23 protein-coding genes are annotated in these 25,827 nt (G+C 60.2%); 14 read left to right on the forward strand and 9 right to left on the reverse strand.

Annotated features, from left to right (window positions below; genetic code table 11):
* Positions 1-96: 96 nt before the first annotated feature.
* Entirely contained in the window at positions 97-3,234 is a 3,138-nt protein-coding gene (locus IVB46_RS42215) for an efflux RND transporter permease subunit (RefSeq protein ID WP_247345718.1), read from the forward strand.
* A gap of 17 nt (positions 3,235-3,251) precedes the next feature.
* On the forward strand, positions 3,252-3,500 hold the full coding sequence (locus IVB46_RS42220) for a hypothetical protein (protein ID WP_247345721.1): 249 nt from the start codon (positions 3,252-3,254) through the stop codon (positions 3,498-3,500).
* 965 nt (positions 3,501-4,465) lie between these two features.
* Here the strand turns inward: IVB46_RS42220 and IVB46_RS42225 are convergent.
* From IVB46_RS42225 to IVB46_RS42250, 6 genes are all read right to left on the reverse strand, one after another.
* The gene (locus tag IVB46_RS42225; protein WP_247345724.1) at positions 4,466-5,287 is read right to left on the reverse strand and encodes a sugar phosphate isomerase/epimerase family protein; all 822 of its coding nucleotides are present in this window, start codon (positions 5,285-5,287) and stop codon (positions 4,466-4,468) included.
* A gap of 126 nt (positions 5,288-5,413) precedes the next feature.
* A complete protein-coding gene (locus IVB46_RS42230; protein WP_247345727.1) occupies positions 5,414-6,214 on the reverse strand; it encodes an SDR family oxidoreductase in 801 nt (266 codons plus the stop codon).
* Between the two features lie 255 nt (positions 6,215-6,469).
* Positions 6,470-7,189, reverse strand: coding sequence for an SGNH/GDSL hydrolase family protein (locus tag IVB46_RS42235; protein ID WP_247345729.1), 720 nt, complete (start codon positions 7,187-7,189; stop codon positions 6,470-6,472).
* Positions 7,190-7,338: 149 nt separating this feature from the next.
* Positions 7,339-8,649 carry a sugar ABC transporter substrate-binding protein gene (locus tag IVB46_RS42240; RefSeq protein ID WP_247457529.1) on the reverse strand — a complete coding sequence of 437 codons (1,311 nt, stop codon included), beginning with the start codon at positions 8,647-8,649 and terminating at the stop codon, positions 7,339-7,341.
* A 30-nt stretch (positions 8,650-8,679) separates the two neighbouring features.
* A complete protein-coding gene (locus tag IVB46_RS42245; RefSeq protein ID WP_247345736.1) occupies positions 8,680-9,438 on the reverse strand; it encodes a carbohydrate ABC transporter permease in 759 nt (252 codons plus the stop codon).
* 82 nt (positions 9,439-9,520) lie between these two features.
* Entirely contained in the window at positions 9,521-10,414 is an 894-nt protein-coding gene (locus IVB46_RS42250) for a sugar ABC transporter permease (RefSeq protein WP_247345739.1), read from the reverse strand.
* Between the two features lie 159 nt (positions 10,415-10,573).
* Here IVB46_RS42250 and IVB46_RS42255 point away from each other — a divergent pair, with 159 nt between their 5' ends.
* Genes IVB46_RS42255 through IVB46_RS42300 form a run of 10 tightly spaced genes read left to right on the forward strand, consistent with a single transcriptional unit; the run spans position 10,574 to position 19,425 of the window.
* The gene (locus tag IVB46_RS42255) at positions 10,574-11,392 is read left to right on the forward strand and encodes an IclR family transcriptional regulator (protein WP_247345741.1); all 819 of its coding nucleotides are present in this window, start codon (positions 10,574-10,576) and stop codon (positions 11,390-11,392) included.
* On the forward strand, positions 11,385-12,161 hold the full coding sequence (locus IVB46_RS42260) for an SDR family NAD(P)-dependent oxidoreductase (protein ID WP_247345744.1): 777 nt from the start codon (positions 11,385-11,387) through the stop codon (positions 12,159-12,161). Before IVB46_RS42255 ends, IVB46_RS42260 begins: the two co-directional genes overlap by 8 nt.
* Before the next feature lie 39 nt (positions 12,162-12,200).
* Positions 12,201-12,410: an SDR family oxidoreductase gene (locus IVB46_RS42265; protein ID WP_247345747.1), complete on the forward strand. Its 210-nt coding sequence runs from the start codon at positions 12,201-12,203 to the stop codon at positions 12,408-12,410.
* On the forward strand, positions 12,403-13,476 hold the full coding sequence (locus IVB46_RS42270; protein WP_247345750.1) for a Gfo/Idh/MocA family oxidoreductase: 1,074 nt from the start codon (positions 12,403-12,405) through the stop codon (positions 13,474-13,476). The genes IVB46_RS42265 and IVB46_RS42270 overlap by 8 nt, the downstream gene beginning before the upstream one ends.
* The gene (locus tag IVB46_RS42275) at positions 13,476-14,483 is read left to right on the forward strand and encodes a Gfo/Idh/MocA family oxidoreductase (protein WP_247345753.1); all 1,008 of its coding nucleotides are present in this window, start codon (positions 13,476-13,478) and stop codon (positions 14,481-14,483) included. Before IVB46_RS42270 ends, IVB46_RS42275 begins: the two co-directional genes overlap by 1 nt.
* The gene (locus IVB46_RS42280; RefSeq protein ID WP_247345756.1) at positions 14,480-15,244 is read left to right on the forward strand and encodes a hypothetical protein; all 765 of its coding nucleotides are present in this window, start codon (positions 14,480-14,482) and stop codon (positions 15,242-15,244) included. Before IVB46_RS42275 ends, IVB46_RS42280 begins: the two co-directional genes overlap by 4 nt.
* A gap of 5 nt (positions 15,245-15,249) precedes the next feature.
* On the forward strand, positions 15,250-15,921 hold the full coding sequence (locus IVB46_RS42285; protein ID WP_247345759.1) for a DUF4286 family protein: 672 nt from the start codon (positions 15,250-15,252) through the stop codon (positions 15,919-15,921).
* A 26-nt stretch (positions 15,922-15,947) separates the two neighbouring features.
* On the forward strand, positions 15,948-16,796 hold the full coding sequence (locus IVB46_RS42290; protein WP_247345762.1) for a fumarylacetoacetate hydrolase family protein: 849 nt from the start codon (positions 15,948-15,950) through the stop codon (positions 16,794-16,796).
* Between the two features lie 41 nt (positions 16,797-16,837).
* Complete coding sequence (gene ugpC / locus IVB46_RS42295; protein WP_247345765.1) at positions 16,838-17,893, forward strand: sn-glycerol-3-phosphate ABC transporter ATP-binding protein UgpC; 1,056 nt, start codon at positions 16,838-16,840, stop codon at positions 17,891-17,893.
* Entirely contained in the window at positions 17,893-19,425 is a 1,533-nt protein-coding gene (locus tag IVB46_RS42300; protein WP_247345768.1) for an altronate dehydratase family protein, read from the forward strand. Before ugpC ends, IVB46_RS42300 begins: the two co-directional genes overlap by 1 nt.
* Positions 19,426-19,902: 477 nt before the next feature.
* On the opposite strand, the gene IVB46_RS42305 is transcribed toward IVB46_RS42300, so the two are convergent.
* Entirely contained in the window at positions 19,903-21,120 is a 1,218-nt protein-coding gene (locus IVB46_RS42305; RefSeq protein WP_247345771.1) for an ABC transporter substrate-binding protein, read from the reverse strand.
* Between the two features lie 49 nt (positions 21,121-21,169).
* Positions 21,170-22,450: a hydroxymethylglutaryl-CoA reductase, degradative gene (locus IVB46_RS42310; RefSeq protein WP_247345774.1), complete on the reverse strand. Its 1,281-nt coding sequence runs from the start codon at positions 22,448-22,450 to the stop codon at positions 21,170-21,172.
* An 87-nt stretch (positions 22,451-22,537) separates the two neighbouring features.
* Between IVB46_RS42310 and IVB46_RS42315 the strand changes: the two genes are divergently transcribed.
* Complete coding sequence (locus tag IVB46_RS42315; protein ID WP_247345777.1) at positions 22,538-23,965, forward strand: PLP-dependent aminotransferase family protein; 1,428 nt, start codon at positions 22,538-22,540, stop codon at positions 23,963-23,965.
* Positions 23,966-24,041: 76 nt separating this feature from the next.
* On the opposite strand, the gene IVB46_RS42320 is transcribed toward IVB46_RS42315, so the two are convergent.
* Positions 24,042-24,755 carry a helix-turn-helix domain-containing protein gene (locus IVB46_RS42320; RefSeq protein WP_247345780.1) on the reverse strand — a complete coding sequence of 238 codons (714 nt, stop codon included), beginning with the start codon at positions 24,753-24,755 and terminating at the stop codon, positions 24,042-24,044.
* A gap of 18 nt (positions 24,756-24,773) precedes the next feature.
* On the opposite strand from IVB46_RS42320, the gene IVB46_RS42325 reads away from it, so the two are divergent.
* The gene (locus IVB46_RS42325) at positions 24,774-25,658 is read left to right on the forward strand and encodes an SDR family oxidoreductase (RefSeq protein ID WP_247345783.1); all 885 of its coding nucleotides are present in this window, start codon (positions 24,774-24,776) and stop codon (positions 25,656-25,658) included.
* The last annotated feature ends 169 nt before the right edge of the window (positions 25,659-25,827 follow it).

Below are 25,827 nucleotides of genomic sequence, written 5' to 3' on the forward strand. Positions count from 1 at the left end.
CTGCCCAGCCCCCTGGATTGCTTCGCTGCCTCGCGACGACGGTTTGAACAGAGCGGCTGTCGTTTTGGCAATTGGATCGATTTTCCGGAGAGTGCGATGAAGCGCTTCAACCTTTCGGCCTGGGCCGTCAGCCATCCGACGCTGGTCCTGTTCCTGATGCTCATGCTCGGCGTCGCCGGCTACTTCTCCTATGAGAAGCTCGGCCGCGCCGAGGATCCGTTCTTCACGGTCAAGGTGGTCAACGTCTCCGTCCTGTGGCCGGGCGCGACCGCGCAGGAGATGCAGGCCCAAGTCGCCGATCCCATCGAGAAGAAGCTCCAGGAGCTGCCCTATTTCGAGAAGGTGCAGACCTATTCCAAGCCCGGCTTCGCCGCGCTCCAGGTGACCTTCCGCGACGATACGCCGCCGAAGGACGTGCCCCATCTCTTCTATCTGCTGCGCAAGAAGGTGATCGACGTACAGGGCCAGCTGCCGTCGGGCATCCTCGGGCCAGTCGTCAATGACGAGTTCTCCGACGTCGACTCCATCCTCTACATGATGACCGGCGACGGCGCCGATTACGCCCAGCTCAAGAAGATCGCCGAAGGTTTTCGCCAGCGTCTGCTGAAGGTGCCGGGAGTGACCAAGGTCGACGTCTACGGCAACCAAGACGAGCGCATTTACGTCGAGTTTTCGCATGCGAAGCTCGCCACCCTCGGCATCACGCCGCAGGCGCTGTTCGATTCTCTCGCCAAGCAGAACAATGTGACGCCGGCCGGCACCGTCGAGACCTCCTCGCAGCGCGTGCCGCTGCGCGTCACCGGCGCGCTCGACGGCGCCAAGGCGGTGGCCGAGACCCCGGTCGAGAGCAACGGCCGCGTGTTCCGCCTTGGCGATATCGCCACCATCACTCACGGCTATGTCGATCCGCCGAGCTTCGTCGTCCGCCAGGAAGGCAAGGCCGCGATCGGCATCGGCCTCGTCACCGCCAAGGGCGCCAACATCCTCGATCTCGGCAAGGAGGTCGAGAAGGCGACGTCTGAATTCATGAAGGCGGTGCCGCAGGGCGTCGACGTCAAGCTGATCGCCGACCAGCCCAAGGTGGTCGAGCACGCCGTCGGCGAGTTCGTGCACTCCTTCATGGAAGCCCTCGTCATCGTGCTGTTCGTGTCGTTCCTGGCGCTCGGCTGGCGCACCGGCATCGTGGTCGCGCTGTCGGTGCCCCTGGTGCTCGGCATCGTCTTCGTCGTCATGAACACCATGTCGCTCGACCTGCACCGCATCACGCTCGGTGCGCTGATCATCGCGCTCGGCCTGCTGGTGGATGATGCCATCATCGCGGTCGAGATGATGGTGGTGAAGATGGAGCAGGGCTGGGACCGCATGCGTGCGGCGTCCTTTGCCTGGGAATCAACTGCGTTTCCGATGCTCACGGGAACGCTGGTCACGGCCGCTGGCTTCCTCCCCATCGGCTTTGCCAATTCCGCGGTCGGCGAATATGCCGGCAGCATCTTCTGGATCGTGGCGATCGCGCTGGTTGCCTCCTGGTTCGTGGCCGTGATCTTCACGCCCTATATCGGCGTCATGCTGCTGCCGAACATCAAGGTGCACGCCAACCACGATCCGCACGCGGTCTACGAGACCCGCATGTATCGGGGCCTGCGCGCCATCGTGCAGTGGTGCGTCAACCACCGCATCACCGTGGTGGTTGCGACCGTCGGCGTCTTCATCGCCTCGATCGTCGGCTTCGGCCACGTCCAGCAGCAGTTCTTCCCGCTGTCCGAGCGCCCTGAGTTGTTCCTCCAGCTTCGCCTGCCCGAGGGCACCGCCTTCAACGTCACGGAAAAGGCGGTGACGAAGGCCGAGACCATGCTCAAGGACGACAAGGACATCGAGACCTATACGGCCTATATCGGCCAGGGCTCGCCGCGCTTCTGGCTCGGCCTCAACCCGCAGCTTCCGAACGAGGCCTTTGCCGAGGTCGTCATCGTCGCAAAGGGCGTCGAGGCGCGCGAGCGCATCAAGGCCAGGCTTGAAAACGCCGTTGCCGATGGCGCGCTCAACGAGGCCCGCGTGCGCGTCGACCGCTTCAATTTCGGTCCCCCCGTCGGTTTCCCCGTGCAGTTCCGCGTGATCGGCCCCGACGCCAACAAGGTGCGCGAGATCGCCTACCAGGTTCGCGACGTCATGCGGCAGAACAAGAGCGTCAAGGACGTCCAGCTCGACTGGAACGAGCAGTCGCCTTACCTGAAGCTCGTCGTCGACCAGGACCGCGCCCGCGCCATGGGCCTGACCCCGCAGGACGTGTCGCAGGCGCTGTCGATGCTGATCTCGGGCTCACAGGTCACGACCGTGCGCGACGGTATCGAGAAGGTCGGCGTGGTCGCGCGCGCCGTCTCCTCCGAACGGCTCGACCTCGGCGCAGTCGGCGATCTCACCATCACCTCGCGCAACGGCGTGGCCGTGCCGCTGCAGCAGATCGCCAGGATCGAGTACTCCCACGAGGATCCGATTATGTGGCGACGCAACCGCGACATGGCCATCACCGTGCGCTCGGACGTCGCCGACGACGTGCAGGCGCCCGATGTCACCGGCCAGATCACGCCGAAGCTCCAGCCGATCATTGACCACCTCGAGCCGGCCTACCGCATCGAGCCGGGCGGCGCGTTCGAGGAATCCGCCAAGGGCAACGCCTCGATCTTCGTTCTCTTCCCGCTGATGGTCATGGTGATGCTGACGCTGCTGATGATCCAGCTCCAGAGCTTCTCGCGGCTGATCCTGGTGTTCCTCACCGCGCCGCTCGGCATCGTGGGCGCTTCCCTCGGGCTCAACGTCGCCAACGCCCCGTTCGGTTTCGTGGCACTGCTCGGCCTGATCGCGCTCGCCGGCATGATCATGCGCAACACGGTCATCCTGGTCGATCAGATTGAGACCGATGTTTCGCACGGCCTCATCAGACGCGAGGCGATCGTTGAGGCAACCGTCCGCCGCGCCCGTCCGGTGGTGCTGACTGCACTCGCCGCCATCCTCGCCATGATCCCGCTGTCGCGCTCGGCCTTCTGGGGCCCGATGGCGATCACCATCATGGGCGGATTGTTCGTTGCGACGTTCCTGACGCTCTTGTACTTGCCCGGCCTCTACGCCCTATGGTTCCGGAAGAGCCTGGATGACGCCGGCACTCCCGAGCAGCCTGCCGCTCAGCAGCATGGGAGCGATGACCCCTACGCAATTCCGCTTGCTGAGAAGCAACGCTGATTGACGAGTCCAGACAGATGACACTGATTGCGGAACATATCGAAGGCGACACCCGGGATCGTTCCTTGTCCGTTGGCGGTGCGACGCAGAACGTCATCGGCATGGGCAGGACTGGACTTCTGCTTGGTCCACATCGTCGTCGACAGCCCGATCCCGATCCCGAGCCGCTCGCGCTACGCCGCGAAGCTGCGCCTAAGGTATTGCTGTCGATGAGGCGAAAAGAGATTTTTATCGGAGACAGAATACTATTTTCCAGCGTAGCTTAGGCCGTGGGTTCTGATCTGAGAAAGTTGAAAACGCCTTTTCTTTCAATGGGGATTGACTGACACTCTCTCCGCCCCACTGCTGGTCGATCAAACTAGTCAACACGCAAACCGACGGATTTCGCTTGGCACGCAGCCCAAGCCGCTAGAGGTTCGGAGCGGGGAGGCGGCTCCACGATTTGAACGTGCGGTGGTCTCATAGGGCAGGGGTGAAAGACGGTCTTCTACATCATCTTTGAGACGAACCTTTCTCTGATTGGCTCCAATCGGATATCGATCGCTGGAGTTGGCTCAAACTGGCCCATGATGGATTGGACCGAGAGCTCAGGTTTATCAATCACTTAGAAGGGCGCGTGTGCACGACGTGTGCACCGGTAGATCAAGAAAAATCTATTGAAGTCTAGCGTGGGCGGTCGTCATTGGTTGATGTCCAGGGCGCGAACGTTCGCTGATAGTGAAGTGAAGCGGCGGAGCAGGGCAGGAATCACTTCTTATGGAGTGCTTTGGTGTGCCGCCGCGGGGCGAACCTGCAACCAGGTCGCTGTGAGCGGTCGGTTGACGCTGAGTATGGCTGGTTCTCTCACTGCGCCGCTGCGCCCTGCGAACCTGACGGTGGCCGGCTGGTATTGGAATTCAGCACTATGTCGTGAATCGTGGGTTTGACTTCCAGTCTCTCCACCATTGCACGACATTGTATGCCAAACTACGATTTCGTCCGCTAGGTGGCGCCGAATGTACGCCGATGGCCAGCTTAACAACAGAAACCTCATGAGACTTTTCGTCGGAGCGCGAAGATCGCCGCGCCGAAACCACATCGGTGGAAGAATGACAGTCCCGGAGTTGTCGCACTAACTAACATGGTTCGGCTTGATAGCTTTGGAGTTCGATGCCTGCGAGTCTTTGTCCACCGACGCTGTGGACGTCGACGGTCTAGTCACTGCGGTCGCGCCGCAACCTCTCCTTGATTGCTACCGACTCAAGGACTTCAGATTCCAGCCCCTCTTCTGAAGCTCCGCAATTCCCATGTTGATTGCTTCCAGAGGCTCCTTCTCACGAATGATTTCAAGAACGACGTTCTGGACTTTGCATGTCGCTTCGACTGCTCTTCCTAGATCTTCGAAATTGACGGCCCCAGTGCCGATCGGATCATGGCCCCATTCCTCGAGGCCCGTATCAGAGATATGCACGAGCCCAATCGCTGAATATCCGGACAACAGGCATGCAACGGGGTCTTCTTTAATATACGCTGCGTTCGCAACATCATAAACAATCTTCAATTTTTCACTGTTAACTTCTTTTACGACCCCGACTAGTTCATCGAATGTAGGCCTGAAGCAATACGGCGTGTTTTCGAGGAGAAGTCGGACTCCAGCCTGCTCAGCCCGTGGCAATAGAATTTCTAAGCTCTCATACAGCCAACCAAGTGTCTTCGGCAGTGATGGAGAAATCATCGGACGCCGTGTGCCCGGTGAAATCACCACGTCGAAAGCACCCCAATCGAAGGCTAGGTCGATCACATCCTTAATGTGATCTGTGCTCTTACGCCTCATATTTGCGGCAGGACTCGCCAGATTGATGTCGTATCCACCGGCGTTGAGCGACCTCACGCTTGCACCGCAATCCTGCAAACGCTTCTTTCCATCAGAACGCATGGCCGGCGTCATCTCATCTGGCCAGCAATGCGGCGAACTGATCGGCACCTCAAAGACACTGAAACCGTGGCGGCTGAGGTCACACATCGCATCGATCGCGGTCGAAGACCAGATGTATGAAAACGTATCGATGATCATTTGACGAGAACTCCCTAGACATCCATTAGCGTTGCAAGGCGGAGCGAGGCACGTCCGATCTATAAACGGGTGGCGACATCAGTTAATCGCAGCCTCTCAAGGTGACTGAACCCACAACAACCTCTGTCAAGCCCCCTGCGGCTTTGAACTCGGGCGTCCAGGTATGTGGCTAAGAATCGACTTGGTAAAACCACCGTCGACACATAGGTCTTGACCTGTAACGTAACTCGACAGCGGGCTGATCATGAACTCAATTGCATTGGCGATATCTTTCGGATCGGCGATCCTGGAAAGAGGAATCAGTGCTTCTCTCGCCTTCTTGATCACGGGATCTGCGTACATCTTCGCGGACATTGGAGTATGTGTCATGCCTGGAGAAACGACGTTGACGCGTATTCCGTCTGGCGCCCACTCCAGGGCGAGCGTTTGTGCAAGCATCGTGAGTGCGGCTTTGGTCGGGCTATACGCGCCCGACCCCTCGTGCGGCACTTGCCCCGACATCGAAGACGTGAAGCAGGCTGCGCCACGACTCTCTTTCAGATGCGGGTAGGAACTTTTGGCGAGCAGCCAAGCGCCCCGAAGGTTGATGGCGAACATCTTGTCCCATTCGGCAACCGACAGATCACAGATTTTCCCTGGGCTCGCTACGCCGGCATTGCAAACAAGAGCGTCGAGGCCTCCGAACGCCGCCACGGCCCCATCTACAAGCTTGGCGGCCACGTCGTCGTCGCTGAGGTCTCCGGACAAAGCAATAGCCTCGCCCCCCATCTCGCGCACCGAACGGGCAACTTGTTCCTGTGGATCAGATTCCTCTCGACCACAGACGGCGATATTCGGACGCTCGCCCCTCGACAATGCGGCTTCGGCTATCCGCAGGCAGGCCGCCGCTCCGATCCCGCGGCTTCCCCCACTCACCAAGACTCTCATCGATTGCTTCTCCTGTTGAAATTAGCTCTCGTCGCCGCGAAGCCCACTCGCTCCCTAGGCGTCTGACGTTAGGTGCAGTGCCAAAATCGCCTCGTAGCGATCTCTCTCGACATCCTCGTCCTGCCGCTCAGATAGTGACGCCCAGCGGCCACGGAGCGAACTCGGCCGATCCGGTGTTTCCGTCGGAGCCGTAGCTCATTGTGCCAAGCATGTATTCGCTGACGCGAACGCCGGTGCGACCTAAGAGACGGTATCTCACGGTAATGGCTCTTGCATTAAGAGTTGATATTTGCCGGCTATCCAGGTCGCGACGGCCGTTCCGAACGTCCGGTGTGTATGCACCGTCCAGTGAACGCCATCGATACCGTCGGTACTTATGATGTCGTTGGCGTCGAGGAAGTCCGCGCTGATCTCTGTGGCAATCGCTCGGTAGAGATCGGGCAGTGCTGCGGTGAGCTGTGATCCGCACGCAAACATCTCTCCGAGGCGGCCGTTGACGACCGAGGACGCAATGGCCGGAGGACTGATGACGAGTACGCTTGGCGCCGTGTAGCCCACAATTGATTGGAATGACTTAACGGTGGATACCAAGCGTCTCATGCCCGCGGCGATATCGTGGGCGTCGCGTTCGAAGCGCGTCTTGGCATCGTTGGTGCCAAGCATGAGGATAACCAGATCCAAGGGCTGATGAGAAGCTAGCGCTGTTGGAAGATGCTGCAGGCCGCTATAGGTCACGCCGCCTTGGACGGGTTCTCCAAGATCCTCCAAATCGGTCGTGCGGCCGGGCAGGCCTTCCTCGATTACTTCTGTGGAAATGAGACAAGATTGCATCACCCGTGGCCAGCGATCTTCAGGGGCCAGGCGAAAGCTTGGCGGGACAGCAACCGACGATGTGCCGAAGGTGTTTGAGTCACCAAATGCCATAATTCGAAAAAGACGACAATCCGGTGGATATGCGTCTGGCGTCTTTTCCATATACCCTTCCCATTGCTTGCAATGACGCCGGTAGCCCATGTTTGACAGCGACGTCAGGTGGTCGGTTTACAAGGCGCTGAGCGGTAGGAATATGCCGTTCGGGCGCGCGTCGTCGCGTCCCAATCGGGGACGCGACGCACTGCGGCGTATCAGGCCTTGGCGAGAGCTTCGGCGTAACGGGTCTTGATTTCCGTAACCACGCTTTCCGGAGTGCCGCTGCGCAGGATCATGCGCTGGAAGGCCTCTCCGGCAATCTGGTTGAAAGTTGATTGAATCACGGAATAGGTGACGACACGTCCGCGCTGCTGCACGAGTTGCTTCCAGCCCTGCTGATCGGCAGCCTCGGGCGACACGAAGTAGGCATCATCGTAGGCGCTTGCCCGGGCAACGACTTCACCGCCGCGCGCGGCAATCATTTGCGCGGCCGGGCTGGTCATGTATTTGACGAATTCCCAGGCGGCGTCCTTGCGCGGCGAATTTGCATTGATGCTGAGCTGGAAACCGTAAACGGCGTGCTTGTCGGCCGGGCTCATCGACGGCGCTGCCGCCCATGCCAGATCGTTGTCGGCAACCTGGCGCTCCAGGCCCTTGTAGCGATAGAGGCCGAACGAGGCCGATGCTACGGTGCCGGCGCGCAACCCGTCCTGCAATTCGTTGTAGCCGAACTGTAGCGTGACGGGCGTTGACGCCTTGTACTTGCCGAAAAGGTCGCGAACCGTCGTGGCGGCAAGCAATAGACGTTCATCTGAGAAGTCGATGTTGCGGCCGTCGGGCGCAAAAAATGGGCCTGTATTGCCGGCGACGATCGAACTCAATATGAATTCGACGAAGGCCTGGGCACCTCCGATGCCCCCGGTGAGGCCGATCGGGATGGCGTAGCCAATGGTGTTGTTCTTGGTGAGCCGGGCGCCGAGAGCACCGACCTCGTCATAGGTACGCGGCGGTGTCGTCACCTGAGCATCGGCGAAGCGGCTCTTGCGATAGATCAGGATCGGAATCCGGTAATCCTGCTGCAGTCCTAACAGTCTGCCGTTGACCTTGGTCTGCTCTAGTGGAATCAGCCAGTCGTTGGCATCGATCTTGTCGCGGACGACGAGCTCATCGAGCGGCAGGATGGAACCAGTCGCGGCAAACTCTGCCAGCTGGAAGTTCGAGACGCGGATGACGTCGGGTGAACCCGATTTGGTGCGCGCGGCGCGAATGCCATTGGCGCCGGCCGGATCCACGACGACTTTGATCTTAATGCTCGGGTTGGCCTTCTCAAAAGCTTCGATCATACGACTCTGCGCGGCCGAGCGCGGATCGTTCGCATTGGCGGGATCGAGGAAGCTATTGTAGCTGACTTCGGTGGCGGATTGCGCAGATGATTGCCGAAGCCCAAGCGTCGTTGCGGCCCCTGCGGTGGCAAGGCCGGCGACGACCGAACGGCGAGACAGCTTCAAATGTTTTTTGTCAGACATGTTCTCCTCCCAATTGCACTAATTGTGAAACTAACCTTTGACAGCGCCGGCTGTCAGACCGGCGATGAACCAGCGCTGCGCGACGATAAAGAGTGCAACCATCGGGATCGACGAGATGATTGCGAACGCCATGACATACGACCAGGTGACGCCAATGCTGTCGAAGACCTGGTTCACCAGCGCAACCTGAAGTGTACGGCGGGCGACGTCGGGCGCGAAAGCAGCAACCGTGATGTAGTCATTCCATGTTGTGATGATGCCGAGCACTGCGGTCGCCGCGATGCCTGGCTTGATCAGCGGCAATATGACCTGCGCAAAAGTCTGCCAGCGCGTGGCGCCGTCGACCTCGGTAGCTTCGTCGAGCTCGATCGGCACCGCGTCCACAAAGTTCTGCATGAACCAGATCGTCTGGGGCACAAGTCGCGCGGCCTGGAGAACGATGATTGCGATAGGATTGTTTAGAAGCCCGATTGCGTCGAGGACGAAATATGTCGGTATCAGCAGCGCGACGCCGGGAATCATCGAGGTTGCCAATATGAGAAGCATGACCGCGCGCTTGGCCGGGAACGTCAGCCTTGATGCGGCATAGCCGGCTGGCACTGAAACGGCCAGCGTCAGCGCGATCGACGCGATGGCGTAGAAGACGGAGTTGAAAAGCTCGATCACAAAATTCTGCTGCCGGAAGACGGCCACATAGCTGGCAAGCGTCGCAGGTGACGGCAGCAAGGAGGGAGGGAATGTGATGACGTTCGCTTCGGTCTTGAGCGACGTCACCAGCGCCCATGCCATGGGACCGACAACGACCGCGACCAGAACGCCGATCGTCAAGGGCGAGAGCAGGCGTTCGGCCGGTGTTTTGCGCATAGTGAACCTATCCTGAAACGCGGCCTGTCAGCCGCGTATAGACGAGGCCGAGCAGTAGATTGACGATGAGGACGATGATCGAGATCACCGCCGATGGAGAGACGTCGACCGACCTGAAGGCGGTGACGAAAACCTCGAAGCTCCACGTGCCCGTCGCGCCGAGCGGCCCGCCCCCCGTCAGAACGAGAATGAGCGTAACGAGCGTGAGATACAGGATGCTCAGGGCCAGCGCGGTGCTGCCGAGCGTAGCATTGACATGAGGCCAGACCACGTGACGCAGGCGCGACCAGAATCCACCGCCATCGATATCGAGGGCCTCATAGAGTTCGCCCGGAATGCTTTGCAGGGCGGCGCTCATCATCACCATGACGTAAGGAAACGACCACCAAGCCGTCACCACGATCAGCAACAATAGTGCGATGCCTGGATCGCCAAGCATCAAGCCGGGCGTCAGTCCAACGGATTTCATCGCGTAGCTAATCGGGCCGTAAGATGGATTCAGCAGCCATAGCCAAAAGCAGCCGACGACCGCCATGGATAGCGTCCAAGGCAGCAGCAGCACTGCCCGAAAAGACGAGGCGCCGCGCTTCATCGTTTGCAACGCAAGGGCGCAGAGCAGCCCGACCGGCAACACGATGGCGAGCGACCCCGTCACATAGACGAGGGAGTTGAAGGTGAGATCCCAAAATGCGCTGGAGGTCAGCACGGCAGTGTAGTTGCCCAGGCCAGCCCAGCCGGTGACGTCGTAGAAACGCGTGCGGCTGAGACTGAGCCACAACACCAAGGCTGTCGGATAGAGAGTTACAGCCAGTAGCAGGACCAGCGCAGGGCCGAACCAAATGATCGGCGTGGCCCAATCACGGCCGATCGACCTTGTATCAGCCTTGGTCGATGGTCCCATGTTTCCTCGCTATTTGTTGGAACGACGTTCTATTTCCTTCCAATCGTCGTGTCAATAGAATCGAGTTCCGCGGACATAAGAAGGTTTTCTCCCCAAAAACAGGCACTTGACATCAAGATGACATTTTGCGAATAGAACGGCGTTCTGTAGGATATGAGAATGGCTCTGGGTGAGTTCGTCGATCGGGTGATGGACATCATCGAGCTCCTTGCGGACGAGCCGAGTGGTTTGCCGCTGAGCGAGATCGCGCGTCGCCTCGATATGCCTAAAAGTGCTGCGCATCGGCTGCTTTCGTCCTTGGTCAATCGCCGCTTTGCGGTGCAGGACGATGCCAGTCAGCGCTATCGGCTGACCGTCAAGCTTGCTGCAGTTGGTTTTCGCGTGCTTTCGGGGGCCGGCACCTCTGACATCTGCCAACCGTCATTGGACAGGCTGGCCATTCGGACGGGCGAGCTCGTCCGTCTCGCGCTCGCCGAAGGCGATACGCTGTACTGGATTGCCAAATCGCAAGGTGCCCTGTCCGGCCTGAGATATGACGCCGATCTCGGACAGGCTGTCGTGTTGCATGCCACCGCGACCGGCAAGGCGTGGCTGTCCACGATGAACGATGAAGCCGCAGCCAGCCTCGTCAAGAGGCGGGGATATGTGGTCCCAGTACGTTTCGGCAAACCCCTTGTTCGCGATGAGGCGACCCTGATCAATGAGCTCGCCGCAACCCGCGCCCGTGGTTATGGCATGGCGATAGAAGAAGGCGAGCCCGGTACTTGCGCCATGGCGCAGGCAATTCTCGGCCGTGATGGGATTGCGGTTGGCACCGTCAGCATCGCCGGTCCAGCCTCGCGCTTCACGCCGGAGCGCATGAAAGATGTGGCGCTGGATCTCGCAGCGACGGTCAGCGAGATCGCAGACCTTTGGCCAGCGCGTCGCGTGATGGATTTTGTTTCCAGCCGTGCGCTCAAGAGGACCTCGAATGCCTGAATCGCGCGCCATTCAGATCGATCCGAGCATCAACGGTCGAATCGCCGTTGTCACGGGAGGCGCCAAAGGTATCGGCGAGGGCATTTCGCGGGTGCTTTCTGCGGCCGGCGCGCATGTTGTAGTCGCCGACCGCGACGAGCAGGCCGCCGATAAACTCGCCGCGAGCCTTCGCTCCACCGGAGCCGACGCGACCGCCATCTCATGCGATGTCGGCGATACCGCGGCGGTAACGGCCGCGGTCAGGAAGATCGGAAGCGAGCTTGGTGCGATCGATCTATTGGTGAACAACGCCGGCATCGGCGATTTCGTGTCGTTTCCGGAAATCTCCCGTGAGCGCTGGGATCGCATGCTCAATGTCCACCTCACAGGTGCATACAACTGCTGCCATGCCGTGATGCCGGACATGCTGAAACGCCGCTTTGGCCGCGTCGTTAATGTTTCCTCGGTCGCTGGAAAGCGAGGCGATTTCATCGGAAACGCGCACTACACCGCGGCAAAAGCCGGCTTGATCGGGCTGACAAAGTCCCTTGCGGCCTGGGCTGCTCCTTGCGATGTGCGTGTCAATGCCATTGCGCCCGGGATCGTCGACACGGAGCTGACGCGAGAGATGAGTCAGTCGCATCAAACGACGACCATTTCGCGAATTCCGCTGGGTCGCTTTGCTCGACCGGATGAGATTGCTTCGGTTGTTTTGTTTCTGTTGTCCGATGCATCGAGCTACGTCATCGGCGAAACCATCAACGTCAATGGCGGCTCCTATCTCGATTAGCCAGAAGGATAATCGATAGTGCGTGCACTTGTGACAGGAGTGAGCGAGGGTATCGGCGGCGCGATCTGCCGCCAGATTGCCGGCGTGCCGGATTCCCCAGTTGCGTTCCTGATCGACCGAGAGAATCGCTACGTCACTGGCGAAAATGTCATGGTCGACGGCGGTCTCACGCTTTCGGTGCTCGACCGGATCCCGGGCGTCGCGCCCCGCAAGGCGGATGCGTCGCCGATGGAGGCCGCCGGTGGTTGATCGCGCAACCGAGACGGCCGTGCGCATCGGTGTCGTAGGAGCGGGCGCGATCGGCCGCCGCCACGTGCAGTACTGCATCGAAGAGCCCGCAACGGTTCTCATTGGCATTGCTGATTCGGCAAAAGAGGCCGCGGCCCTCGCCCACGAGTCTGGCGTAGCTCACTATCGGTCTCTGGAAAACATGCTAGATGCTCAACGCGTCGACGGGATTATCGTCGCGGTTCCGACGCCGCTGCATTGCAAGGTGGCGCTGACTGCAATTCGACGTGGAATCGCCGTGTTGATCGAGAAGCCGATTGCCGAGCACCCGGCCGAAGTGACGGAGTTGATTGCAACAGCCAATTCAACAGGCGCAAAGATTTTGGTTGGGCATCATCGGCGACATAACCCGGTCGTTCAGCAAGCGCGCGAGATTATGAGAAGCGAACTTGGCCGGTTACTGGCGGTGAACGTGTTGTGGGCTGTCTTGAAGCCCCGAAGCTATTTTGAGCCGCGGTGGCGGCGGACTGCTGGTGCTGGGCCCGTCCTGACCAATCTTGTTCATGACGTTGATCTGCTGCGTTTCATGTGCGGGGAGATTGTGAACGTTATGGCGGCTGCCAGTCGGTCAGCGCGTGGGCACGAAGTCGAGGATACCGTTGCGGTCCTGCTGCACTTTGAAAGCGGAGCGCTCGGCACGATCACTGGTTGTGACGCCAGCCCATCGCCCTGGTCCTGGGATGCGAATAGCGGCGAGAACCCTGCGATCCTGGTGAGCCGGGAAAACTCTTACCACTTTCTTGGCAGTGATGGTTCGCTCGAGTTTCCAGACCTGCATCTATGGCGATATCGCGTCGACGGAGAGGCTGGTTGGACGCAGCCGATCAGTCGGGAAGGGCGCGTAGTGATGCCCCAGGATGCCTATCGTTGCCAATTGCGACATTTCTGCCGGGTCATCGACGGATATGAAGAGCCGCTGGTCGACGCAGAGGATGCACGTCGCAGTCTGCAGGTAACCGCTGCAATCCTGAAGTCGGCCGCAACAGGCCAGCCGATCAATCCCTCCGAAATTCGAGAGGCAGCATAATGAGGATTGCGATCGTCGAATCGACGCATTGGCACGTGCCGCTGTATCTCGATGCACTCGAGGCCCCGGGCTTGCGCGTGGTCGGCGTCACGGACAGCGCCCAAAAAACCGGCGCAGCTTTGGCGAAGCGACTCGGCTGCGAGGCTTATCGCGATCTGGACGGCCTTCTGGATGCGCAGACGGTCGATTTTGCATTCGTGTTTGGTCGCCATATCGATATGCCGAAACTGGCAGGAAAACTGATTGCGCGCGGCATCGCGTTTGCGATCGAGAAGCCCTGTGGTGTCCGAGCGATCGACGTCGATCGTCTTGTAGCTAGCGCGGAAGCAAAAAAGCTCTATGTCGCCGTACCCCTGATCTTCCGCCTGAGCGATACCCTGGACATCGTCGGACACACGAATACCCGCCCGGATTTCGCCAGCTTCCGCTTCATGGCCGGCCCACCCTCGCGCTATGAAGCCGCGGAAACACCGTGGATGCTGCAGCGGGAACTGGCCGGCGGCGGCCCGCTGATCAATCTTGGGGTTCATTTCATCGATTTGTTTTCTGTTCTCGCGCAGGACGATATTGAGTCGGTTTCCGCGGTGTCATCGTCGGAAATCAACGGCCATTCCATCGAAGACGTCATCAGCGTGCGAATGGTGACGAAGCAGAACCGCATCTGCACCATCGAATGCGGCTACATCTTCCCGAGCGACAAGACAATTCAGCGGGAATTTACCTTCTCGATCAGGTCGCCGGATGCCTATTACGCATCCAGCGACGAGAAGATCCTTGTCCGCTCGACGCTCGCCGATGGACAAATTGAAGCGCGAACAATTCCCGCGCGGCTCGAAACCGATGTCTATTATCCGGTTTTTGTTCGCCGCGTTCTCGAGGAAGCCCGAGCGGGATCGGTGCCTGTCGCCGGGCTCCGCGACGCGTCGCGTGCTCTGAGGGTCGTGGAGGCAGCCTACCTGTCGGCATCGCGCCAGGGCATGCCCGTGCAATTGAGTGCTCTGCCATGAAAGAGTTGGCTGAAGCGCTCGTTACGGCACGAGGTTGCGGTCGGCGGCTGACTGCCGGGTTTGCGGAAGTGCCCAGCCCCGAGCAGGGCTATGCCGTTCAGGATCTCGTTCAGGCTCTGCTCTGCAGGCCGATTGCCGGATGGAAGGTCGCCCGGACACCCGAGGGCGAGGTGATTTCCGCGCCAATCCTCGACGATGGCGTGTTTCGATCAGGGGCCAAAGTACCGCTGGAAGGCCGGATGTCACACGGCTTTGAGTGCGAGTTGGCGTTCAGAGTGAAGCATCGGCTGCCTGTCGTTTCGCGAAAGGAATACGCCATCGACGATGTCTTGCCGGCACTCGGTGAGGCCATGGCGGCATTCGAACTGCTGTCGTGCAGGACCGAGCAGGGATTTCAGTCTCCGCGCCCGTTGCTTGTTGCCGACAATCTCGGAAATGGCGGCATAGTTCTCGGAGCGTCGCGCGACGATTGGCGCGGGCTCGATCTTGGGAAAATCGGGATTTCTCTTAGCATGGGCAATGAATCAATTCTCGAATCGCGCGGCGGAAATCCGATTGGAAATCCGCTGCAAGCAATTGTCCTCCTCGCTAACCATCTCGCGCGGCGTGGGCGCTCTTGGGAGCCGGGTCAGATTGTTATGACCGGCGCCTTCGCCGGTGTTCATCACGCCAACGCCGGACAACGCGTCGAAGCCCGCTTTGAAGGCTTCGCGCCCGTCGCAATGTTTGCCGTAGCAGTTCAACACGTAAACCAGGAATGATGCACATGCTGGCCGGTGAGGGAGCGATCGCGATCTGGAATGGAATCTCGGATGAGGGCCGCGCGGATTTCTACGCGTGGCATCTGTCCGAGCACATGCCCGAGAGGGTGGGCATACCCGGCTTCCTGCGGGGACGGCGTTATCGCGCCGCCGACGAGAAGACGCATCCCGAATTCTTCACGTTGTACGAAACGCAAACCTTCGAAGTCACGCAAAGTGTGGACTATTTCAATCGGCTGAACGCGCCGACGTCATGGACGAAGCGCGCCACTGCTCATTTCAAGACAACGTCCCGCTCGCTGGCACGTGTGATCGCGAGCTTCGGAGTCGGCTCGGGCGGCGTGCTTCTCACCTTGCGATTCGACGTTCCTGTTGAGGAAGGCGAGCGAGAGACACTGGCATCAATCGTGATGAAGATCGCGGCGCTTCCAGAGGTTACGGGTGCGCACCTTCTCAAGGGGGATGACGAAGCCTCCGGCACCAAGACTGCCGAGAGCAAGGATCGCAAGGATATCGAGCAACCCGCCCGCTGGGTCATCCTCGTCGAAGCGTGTTCGGTCGAAGCGTTGGCGGGCGCACGTGCCTCGCTGAATGATCATCCCGTCCTGCGCGCAGCAAGCGCTGGTCTTTATCTTCATGAATATACCCGGCTGAAGACGGCCTGGGCGGCCGGCTGACGGCTAATTCGAGCAAAGGACGAATAATGAAACTGTTGCGCTATGGTCCGCCGGGGGCCGAAAAGCCGGGCCTGCTGGACGATGCTGGATGTATCCGCGATCTTTCCGGCATCGTTGCGGATCTGTCGGGTGAGCATCTTTCGCGTGAAGGTTTGTCGCGAATCGCAAGCCTGCAGGTGTCGCAACTCGATATCGTTCCGGGGGCGCCGCGCATCGGCCCGCCGGTGGGGCGCGTTGGTCATTTCATCGCTGTCGGCCTGAATTACATTGACCATGCGCATGAGACGAATTCGCCGATTCCGGGCGAGCCAATCCTGTTCAACAAGGCGGTCTCTTCTATCAGCGGGCCGGATGACGGCTTCATGCTGCCAAAGGGCTCGGCGAAGACCGATTGGGAAGTTGAGCTTGCGATCGTGATCGGCGAGGGCGGTTACGAGATTCCCGAGGATCAAGCCTTTAATCATGTTGCCGGTTATTGCGTCTGCCACGACGTTTCGGAGCGTGCCCACCAGGTCGAGCGCGGTGGGCAATGGATGAAGGGCAAGTCTGCGCCCGGCTTCGGCCCTTTGGGACCGTGGCTCGTGACCAAGGAAGAAATCGCGGACGTTCAGAATCTTGACCTGTTCCTCGACGTTAACGGCGTGCGCCGGCAAACCGGGAACACCAGGACCATGATATTCGGCGTAGAGCTGCTGGTCTCCTACATTTCCCGCTTCATGGCGCTAGAAGCGGGCGATGTCATTACGACGGGCACGCCGCCCGGTGTCGGGCTCGGCATGAAACCACCGATGTTTCTGAAGGCCGGAGACGTCGTTACGCTTGGCGTGTCCGGTCTCGGCAAGCAGACGCAGCGTGTCGCTGCACGGGCGTCGTAACTGCTGTTTGACGCGAAAGAGCGCGGAAAAGGGAGAACTCCATGGCGTCGGTTGAAATCAAGGACATCGCGAAGGCGTTCGGTACCGTGAAGGTTATTCATGGCGTCGATATCGACATCAAGGACGGTGAATTTGTGATTCTCGTTGGCCCGTCAGGTTGTGGCAAGTCGACGCTGTTGCGCATGATCGCAGGGCTGGAGGGCATCACCACCGGTCAAATCCGTATTGGGAACAAGATTGTCAACGACATGCCGCCAAAAGAGCGCGACATTGCGATGGTTTTCCAGAATTACGCGCTTTATCCGCATATGACGGTCGAGGAGAACATGGGATTCTCGTTAAAGCTTCGCCGCGCCTCGAAAAGCGAGATCCATGCGCGTGTCCAACCGGCGGCCGAAATCCTCGGTCTGACAAAACTGCTTGATCGCTACCCGCGTCAGCTTTCCGGTGGTCAGCGGCAACGCGTCGCCATGGGCCGCGCGATTGTGCGCGATCCGCAGGTGTTCTTGTTTGATGAGCCATTGTCAAATCTCGACGCTAAATTGCGCGTACAAATGCGCACAGAGATAAAGGAGCTGCATCAGCGGCTCAAGACTACCACCGTCTACGTCACCCATGATCAGATCGAGGCTATGACCATGGCTGACAAGATCGTCGTGATGCATGATGGCGTGGTCGAGCAAATGGGCGCGCCGCTTGAACTCTATGACAGGCCGCAGAACCTCTTCGTCGCTGGCTTTATCGGTTCCCCGTCCATGAACTTCGTCAAGGGTAGGATCGATGGTGGAAAGCTGATCGATGGCCATGGTGTGGGATGGAGCCTTGCGGGTACGCCCGCGATCGCGAGCGGGCGCGAGGTGACAATCGGCATTCGGCCGGAGCACGTTCGTATCGAGAATGCGGGGCTCAAGGCAAATGTCCATGTGGTGGAGCCGACTGGCTCCGAAACGCAGGTAGTCGTCGACTTGGGAGGGACGTTGCTCACCTGTGTGTTCAGGGAGCGTGTTGCGGCGAAGCCCGGGGAGGAGATCGGTATCGGCTTTGACGCGCAAGCGCTCCACCTTTTTGATTCGGCCAGTGGTCAGCGGCTCAACTGATGGCTATGCCGCGTACGTCTTCGCGAGGGATCATTCGGCTTCATGCCGATGACAACGTTGTGGTGGCCGTCGATAATCTGGTGGCGGGCGATTGGGTCTCCAGCATTTTGGTCGGCGGGCGCGTGCCACGAGGGCACAAGGTGGCAACGGTTCCGATTTCAAAAGGCATGCCGATCCGAAAATTCGGCCAGATCATTGGTGTCGCACAAACGGACATTCCAGCCGGTGAGTGGGTTCACGAGCACAATATTGCGTTTGACAGTTTCGAGCGCGATTATGCAATTGCCAGCGAGGCGAGGCCGCTCCAGGCTTCGGTATCCGATGAACTCGCCGAATTTCAAGGTTATCGTCGTTCGAGCGGTAAGTTCGGCACGCGCAACTATCTGGGTATCCTGACGAGCGTAAATTGCTCTGCGACCGTGGCACGGTTGATCGCGCGCGAAGCTGAGCGCTTGGACCTTCTTGCGGAATACCCGCAGGTGGACGGCATCATCCCCCTTGTCCATGGCACCGGCTGTGCCATGGACGACCATGGTGAAGGCTACGAGGTCCTCAAGCGGACGCAATGGGGCTATGCCGCAAATCCCAATATGGGCGGTGTGCTGATGGTCGGGCTCGGCTGCGAAGCCTTTCAGATCGGCCGGTGGAAACAAGCTTACGGGATCGCCGAGAGCGAGACGTTCCGGTCCTTCACCATTCAGGATGCCGGAGGCACGAGGGCTGCAGTCGAATCGGGACTTGCAGCTATCCGGGACATGCTTCCGATCGTCAATGCAGCACGGCGCGAACCCTGTCCAGCGTCGGAGTTAATCCTGGCGCTGCAATGTGGCGGCTCGGACGGCTATTCGGGCATCACGGCAAACCCTGCTTTAGGCGCCGCGGTTGACCTGCTGGTGGGCCATGGCGGCACCGCCATTCTCTCGGAAACGCCCGAAATCTACGGTGCGGAGCACCTGCTAACGCGTCGTGCAGCGAACGTAAAGATTGGCAACGATCTGATAGAACTGATCTGCTGGTGGGAAAACTATACGAAGCGCAATGGCGCGCAATTGAACAACAATCCGTCGCCCGGCAACAAAGCTGGCGGACTGAGCACGATCCTGGAAAAGAGCCTGGGCGCAGTGGCAAAGGGTGGGACTACCACCTTACAGGCAGTTTATCGCTACGCGGAACCGGTCACGGCGAAGGGCTTCGTCTTCATGGATACGCCGGGGTACTATCCGGTCTCGGCGACCGGGCAGGTGGCAGGCGGCGCCAATCTGCTGGCTTTCACAACCGGCCGGGGGTCCGCCTATGGTTGCAAGCCGACTCCCTCGATCAAGCTCGCTAGCAATACGCCCATGTTCGAACGCATGCGCGAGGACATGGACATCAATTGCGGTGACGTCCTCGACGGTGTGTCGATCGAACAGAAGGGCCTCGAGATTTTCCAAAAGATGCTTGCCGTTGCATCGGGCGAGCAAAGCAAGTCGGAACTCAACGGCTATGGGGACGCGGAATTCGTGCCGTGGCAGATCGGCGCGACATTATAGCGCTTTCGTAAGAACAATCTTGGTGACAGCCAAATCGACTGAGGGTCGAGGAACGTTTGCCGGTCAATTGCTTGAACCGTATTAGTTGGCTGCGTCTCCCGGCTTGTGTCGCTGCGTCACGGCGAATGCGTCGATGTGGACGCTCGGCCTTTCGGCCGAGCATGCGAGTTTTCGGCGAGGTATCGGACGCTCAAGTGGGACGTTGAACAATGCGATCACTGGCTTCGTTTCGCAGTAGTCGAGTATCTCGACGACTTTTCGGATACAGCGCGTCGGGCGCCTTTTGATTTTCATCGAAAACCATGAAGATAAGGGACCCGGCGCGTCCATCGCGAAGCGGCGGGACGGTTGCTCCGACCAATGCTGCGACCGTGAAGATTATTCTTACCAACCCGGAGCCGTCCTCACATTTGCTGCGGTTGCACAAAGGCGGCAAACTCACAGCGTATCGGACATCGAAGATTTGTCAGTACATCCTTAGTTGTTGACCATTGGGCAGCCGCCCAGCTCGATCGGACGGAACGCTTCCGCCGCCGGAATTGTCTCGACCAGTTTATAGAAGTCCCAAGGCGCTTTAGATTCGGCCGGCGTCTTCACCTGGAAAAGGTACATGTTATGGACGTGGCGGCCGTCTTGGCGCACCTTTCCTTCGCCAAACAATGGATCCTTCGACGGCAACTCCTTCATCTTTGCGACGACGGCCTGCGCGTCCGAAGAATCCGCAGCTGCGGCTGCTCGCAGATAATGCAGAGTACCGGCATAGACGCCGGCCTGGATCGCCGTCGGCCGCTTGCCCTTCATCTGCGCGGCAAAGCGATCAGCAAATTTCCGGGTGCCGTCATTGGCGTCCCAATAAAAGCCTTCGGTGAGATACAGGCCTTTTGCGATCGAGAGACCGATGGCATTGACGTCGGTCACTTGCATCAGGAGAGCCGCCAATTCCTGTCCGCCGGCCTGCAGGCCGAACTCGGAAGCCTGCTTGACCGAATTGACGGTATCGCCAGCGGCGTTCGCGAGGGCGACGATCTTCGCCTTGCTGGCCTGCGCCTGCAGCAGGAACGACGAGAAGTCGGATGCGTCGGTCGGATGGCGGACGGAGCCCAGAATCCTGCCGCCTTGGCTCTTCACCACCTCGGATGCGTCGCTTTCGAGCGCATGACCGAAGGCGTAGTCGGCCGTGACGAAGAACCAAGTATCCTTCTTGGCGCGTAGCAGAGCCAGCGCCGTGCCGTGCGCCAAGGCCCAGGTGTCGTAGGTCCAATGCACGGTATTAGGCGAACATTTCCCGCCGGTGAGAAGTGACGTGCCGGGGCCCGAGGCGATGAACGCCGTTTTGGTGCCGCGGACCACTTCTTGCACTGCCAGCGCAACGGAGGAGAACGGCACGTCGAGGATGGCATCCACCTTATCGACATCAATCCAGCGGCGCGCCAGCGATGCGCCGATGTCCGCCTTGTTCTGATGGTCGGCCTGCATCAGTTCGATCTTCAGGTCAGGCTTCTCGGCCTTGAAGTCCTCGATCGCGAGTTTTGCCGCGACGACCGAGCCGGGCCCGGCAGAGTCGGCGGCCAGGCCACTGAGATCGGTCAGCACGCCGAGCTTTAGCGTGTTGTTGGCGATCTCGGCCGTCGCCGGACCCGACAGCAGCGCCAATATCGCGGCACCGGCGAGCAGCCCGCGGCTTGATTTGAACATGAAGTCCTCCCTGTTGCTTTTTGCTTTCTTTATATGCGCTTGACGGCGGTCAGGTCCGGATTTTCGCGAGCTCTGCCTGCGCCACGTCGATGCGGACCGTGCCGCTCTCGACTAGCGCGCGCGCTACCACGTCGATCTCGTTGCCGATCGCGCCGGCCATGATTGCTACGTTCTGAGCGTGAAGCGCCATGTGTCCGGATTGCACCCCAACGGTCGCCAGCGCCTTCAGGGCGGAGAAGTTCTGGGCGAGTCCGACGGCGACGATGATTCGCGCCAGCCTCTCGGCTGTCGTGACGCCGAGGATCTTCAGGCAGGCCTGCGCGGTCGGATGGATCTTGGTCGCGCCGCCAATCAGCCCGACCGCCAGCGGCAATTCAATTGACCCGCTGAGATCGCCATCCTTGTTGATTTCGTAGCGGGTCAGACTGGAGTAACGCCCGCTCCGCGCGGCGAAGGCATGAGCGCCGGCCTCGACCGCGCGGGTATCGTTGCCGGTCGCCAGCACGACGGCGCTGATGCCATTCATGATACCCTTGTTGTGGGTGGCGGCGCGATACGGGTCGGCCTCGGCAAAATGATAGGCGCTGAGCATGCCGTCGCGCACCGAAGCACCGCCGATCTGCTCGAGCTTCCAAACCGCATGCGCGCGGGCGAGCCGTCGATCCGCCAGATTCGACAGGATTCGCAGGAACACGCGACCGCCGCTCCAGGCCGCGATCTGCGGTGCAATCTTCTCCGCCATCGTGTTGACGGCGTTGGCGCCCATTGCGTCGCGCGTGTCGACGATCAGATGCGTGATCAGCATGGCGCCGCCAAGCGTATCGAGAACGCGAACCTCGACGTCGCGACAGCCGCCGCCAAGCTTGACCAGCAGTGGATCGCAGTCATCACAAATGGCCTTGATCTCGTCCCGCTTTTCGAGAAGACGCAGGCGGGCCGCGTGCGGATCGGGCACATCGACGGCCTGCACTTGCGCGATCATCAGCGTACCCGAGACCGAGGTCGTGAAGCCGGACTCGTAGGTCTGGCGACCGGCATTGCAGACCGCGGCGACCACGGAGGATTCCTCGGTCGCCATTGGGACGAGGACATCCTCGCCATCGATCTTCATGTTGGTGGCAATGCCGATCGGCACGTTCATTGTGGCGATGACGTTCTCGATCATCCTGTCGGCGAGTTCAGGCGAAAGATTGCCCGTGTTCGCAAGATGCGCCACGGAAGCCGGATCGAGCTCCGCAAAGGAAGCGACCTGGTCGAGGCGTGCATGCGGGGACTTGAGGTGGAATCCGCTGATACGCGATGTGCGATTTGCGCCGTGCCGAGCCGTCATGTCGCCTCCCTGTGGCCCGTCGGGCCTTCCGGCGGAAATTGTACCCAGACAGCGGTACCGACAAGGAACGGTTTGCATAATCTAGGCGTGGCCCGTACCATCCGTTCGATGGGTACAGTTGGGCCAAAATCGCGATCGAACGGCGCGCGATCGCGGGTCGAAACCATTGTCGCGGCCATTGTGGCGCGGCTCGACCGCAACCATCTGCGTCCCGGCGAACGTCTGCCGTCGATCCGCGCCGCGTCCGACACATTCGCGGCCTCAAAGAACACCATCGTCGAGGCCTATGAGCGGCTGGTGGCGACCGGCCGCGTAGAGAGCCGGCCCGGCTCGGGCTTCTATGTCTCATTGCATCGCCCAAAAACCGCCGAGCAGCCGGGCGCGGCGAAAATCGAAACGTTCGATCACGTCTGGCTGCTGCGCGAGCAGCTCGAGAAACGCTACGAGGTGCGCGTCGGCGACGGACGGCCGCCCGCAGCCTGGATGGAGGGCTCCGAGGTCGGGCGCTATCTGCGACCGGTCAGCCGGCCGGGCAAGCGCGTCTTGCCCGAAAGCTATGGCAGCCCCTACGGGCTGTTGCCATTGCGCGAGCGCATTGCCGGCATGCTGGCCGAGCGCTCGATCAACGCCGAGCCGAAGCAAGTTCTGCTGACGCAGGGCGCCAACGACGCGCTCGACATCATTGTCCGCCATTTCATCGCTCCGGGCGATCCGGTGCTGGTCGATAGTCCCGGCTATTATCCGCTGTTCGGGAAGTTGCGGCTGGCGCGCGCAGAGCTTGTCGGCGTACGCCGCAACGCCGACGGTCCGGATCCGGACGATCTCGCCGCCCAGGCAGCGCGCACCGGCGCGCGAGTGTTCTTTACCCAGTCGCTGGCCCACAATCCGACTGGCTGTTCGGTCACGCTGCCGATCGCCTATCGTGTGATGCGGATCGCCGCCGAGCACAACATCCGCGTGGTTGATAGCGATCCCTTTGCGGACGTGATGCCACCGGGCAGTACGCGCCTTGCCGCGCTCGACCAACTCGAGCGCGTGATCTATGTCGGCACGTTCGCGAAGACGTTGTCGGCCAGCCTACGATCGGGCTTCGTCGCTGCCAATGCTGACACGATCGGCGCATTGGTCGACCTGAAGATGATCACGAGGGGCAATTCCTCGGGCTATGTCGAGCAGATCATCTACGATTTGATCACCAGCGGGCGTTATCGCGGCCATCTCAAGCGGCTGATCCGACGCATCGAGACCGCCGCCGGAGAGGCGTTCGACATTCTGGCGCAACTCGGACTGCCAGTTTTTGGCCGGCCGCAGGGCGGCTTCTACATGTGGTGTAGCTTGCCGGGCGACACGGACGACAAGGATTTGTCGCGCCGCGCTGCCGAGCAAAGCATCCTGCTGGCGCCCGGATCGACCTTCATCCCCGATTCGCGGCCGTGGCCCGGCATGCGTGTCAACATCGCCTATGTCGGCGACCCGCGCTTCGCCGATTTTATTGCAAAGATGAATTCTCAATAGGAGAAGTCAAAGCGCAGCAGATCCTGCGCCAAGACGACATTTCCCGCTTCGGAAATATGGTGACAGTCCAGCACTGTCATCGTAATTTCTCGCCAGGCCTTGCGCTGGATGATCTCCGTTCGCTGGGCCGTTGAGGCGCCGCAGCAGATGGTGCCGATGGCCATGCCAGCATCGCAAGTTCGACAACTCGGCGAAGCTCTCCGGACGTGGCGCCGGCCTGCGGCAAGTTCATCATGGCCTGCAACACGCCAAGGAAGTGCCATGACAGACCGGCGATGTCGGACGTGGGGGCCAATTCTCCGCCGGCGATCGCATCGCGCAAGATTCTGCTGAGGATGGCGCGCTGGCCCGAGACACCCTCCCGCGCGATCACTTGGCTCGCGGATGGCAGATCGGTCATTTCCATGCAGGACCGAGCGAGCATGCAGCCGGGGGGGCGCGCCGTCTTGCCGTCTCTGGGCAGAAATTCGTGAAAGAGAGCTTGAAGCTGCTGGCGCTTCGTACCGGCTTGAACCGCATTCATCCGCTTCAGGACGCGTTGGGTGTAGGTCGAAAGAACCTCCTGGAATAGGCCGTCCTTTTCCCGAAACCGCTTGTACATGCTCGAGCGCGACAGACCCATCGCCGCTGTGAGTTGATCGATCGACGATGCTGCGTAGCCGTGGCGCCAGAAGATCTCCATCGCGGAGTTGATCACGGTGTCGTCATCGAATTGGGGCTTTCCGCTCATCGAATTCCCGCTTGACTTCGTGGAACGATCGTTCCAACTATCATGAACTGATCGTTCCAAGATACACGGAGATCCTCAATGTTCAAGTCCTCACGGCTCAACGACAGCCGCCCCCGGATCGCCGTCGCCGGCGCGACAGGGCGCGTTGGATCCGCGCTCCTCGCGAGCCTAGTATCCGAACCCCTCGATCTGGTGGCGTTGACCCGAAATCCGAGCGCCCAACGGGTGCCCTCCGGTGTTTCTCTTGCGATGGTAGACTTCGATGTGCCGTCCAGTCTCGACGACGCCTTGCGCGGTGCCGATCGGCTTTTTCTGGCCCATGGCACGTCGTCTCGTCAGGTTGCAAACGAGATTGCACTGATCGACGCGGCCGTCGCCGCAGGCGTCGGCCAGATCGTGAAATTGTCGGCGATGGGGCCGCCCTCTCGGTTGCACCCGATGGACTGGCACATGCAAATCGAAGCGCATCTTGCGACCCTCGACGTCGGCTACACGGTTTTGCGGCCATCGACCTTCGTCGACATCCTGGCGCGGGCCGGCGCTCAAGTTGCCGATGACTCCTGGGGTGGCGCGGCGGGCGACGGAGTGGTGAACCTGATCGACACCCGCGATGTCGCCGATGCCGCGCGCGTTGCTCTTCTGGACGATGCGCACCCGACTGCTCAGCGCGCCTATCACTTGACCGGGCCACGCGCGGTGAGCATGGCTGAGATCGCCGAAGAAATCTCGAAACTCCTTGGTCGGACGGTCACATATCAGCAGCGGAGCGCCGCGGAGCAACGCGAAAAACTGCTCGCCTCGGGGTTGAATGAATTTGTGGCTGACTTGCTGGTCGGACTGGATCGTCTTTTCCACGATTCGGCGCTGGCTGAAACGACGTCAGCGGTTGAAAATTTGACGGGCCACGCACCGCGGTCTGTCGCGGGCTGGCTGAGCGAAAACATCTCGAAGTTTCAGAAGTAGATCAAAGAGAAGGCGCCAGTTTGGGGGACGGCCCCAAACGATGTTGCAAGTTCTATGACACGAGTGGTGCTCCATGACTAGCAAGCTCGATGTCTTCATTCCGGCGGAGGGCGGCATTTCCCTTCACGGTTGGCCGTTCGCGCTCGATAGGAAGGGGCCTCATCCGGCA

It is taken from the genome of Bradyrhizobium sp. 61, from assembly GCF_023073075.1.
Classification (GTDB): domain Bacteria; phylum Pseudomonadota; class Alphaproteobacteria; order Rhizobiales; family Xanthobacteraceae; genus Bradyrhizobium; species Bradyrhizobium barranii.

Excerpts from the sequence above, each read along its gene's own strand:
- IVB46_RS42215 (WP_247345718.1), top strand. The coding sequence starts at position 97 with ATGAAGCGCTTCAACCTTTCGGCCTGGGCCGTCAGCCATCCGACGCTG.
- IVB46_RS42220 (WP_247345721.1), top strand. The coding sequence starts at position 3,252 with ATGACACTGATTGCGGAACATATCGAAGGCGACACCCGGGATCGTTCC.
- IVB46_RS42225 (WP_247345724.1), bottom strand. The coding sequence starts at position 5,287 with ATGATCATCGATACGTTTTCATACATCTGGTCTTCGACCGCGATCGAT.
- IVB46_RS42230 (WP_247345727.1), bottom strand. The coding sequence starts at position 6,214 with ATGAGAGTCTTGGTGAGTGGGGGAAGCCGCGGGATCGGAGCGGCGGCC.
- IVB46_RS42235 (WP_247345729.1), bottom strand. The coding sequence starts at position 7,189 with ATGGAAAAGACGCCAGACGCATATCCACCGGATTGTCGTCTTTTTCGA.
- IVB46_RS42240 (WP_247457529.1), bottom strand. The coding sequence starts at position 8,649 with ATGTCTGACAAAAAACATTTGAAGCTGTCTCGCCGTTCGGTCGTCGCC.
- IVB46_RS42245 (WP_247345736.1), bottom strand. The coding sequence starts at position 9,438 with ATGGCATGGGCGCTGGTGACGTCGCTCAAGACCGAAGCGAACGTCATC.
- IVB46_RS42250 (WP_247345739.1), bottom strand. The coding sequence starts at position 10,414 with ATGGGACCATCGACCAAGGCTGATACAAGGTCGATCGGCCGTGATTGG.
- IVB46_RS42255 (WP_247345741.1), top strand. The coding sequence starts at position 10,574 with ATGGCTCTGGGTGAGTTCGTCGATCGGGTGATGGACATCATCGAGCTC.
- IVB46_RS42260 (WP_247345744.1), top strand. The coding sequence starts at position 11,385 with ATGCCTGAATCGCGCGCCATTCAGATCGATCCGAGCATCAACGGTCGA.
- IVB46_RS42275 (WP_247345753.1), top strand. The coding sequence starts at position 13,476 with ATGAGGATTGCGATCGTCGAATCGACGCATTGGCACGTGCCGCTGTAT.
- IVB46_RS42280 (WP_247345756.1), top strand. The coding sequence starts at position 14,480 with ATGAAAGAGTTGGCTGAAGCGCTCGTTACGGCACGAGGTTGCGGTCGG.
- IVB46_RS42285 (WP_247345759.1), top strand. The coding sequence starts at position 15,250 with ATGCTGGCCGGTGAGGGAGCGATCGCGATCTGGAATGGAATCTCGGAT.
- IVB46_RS42290 (WP_247345762.1), top strand. The coding sequence starts at position 15,948 with ATGAAACTGTTGCGCTATGGTCCGCCGGGGGCCGAAAAGCCGGGCCTG.
- ugpC (WP_247345765.1), top strand. The coding sequence starts at position 16,838 with ATGGCGTCGGTTGAAATCAAGGACATCGCGAAGGCGTTCGGTACCGTG.
- IVB46_RS42300 (WP_247345768.1), top strand. The coding sequence starts at position 17,893 with ATGGCTATGCCGCGTACGTCTTCGCGAGGGATCATTCGGCTTCATGCC.
- IVB46_RS42305 (WP_247345771.1), bottom strand. The coding sequence starts at position 21,120 with ATGTTCAAATCAAGCCGCGGGCTGCTCGCCGGTGCCGCGATATTGGCG.
- IVB46_RS42310 (WP_247345774.1), bottom strand. The coding sequence starts at position 22,450 with ATGACGGCTCGGCACGGCGCAAATCGCACATCGCGTATCAGCGGATTC.
- IVB46_RS42325 (WP_247345783.1), top strand. The coding sequence starts at position 24,774 with ATGTTCAAGTCCTCACGGCTCAACGACAGCCGCCCCCGGATCGCCGTC.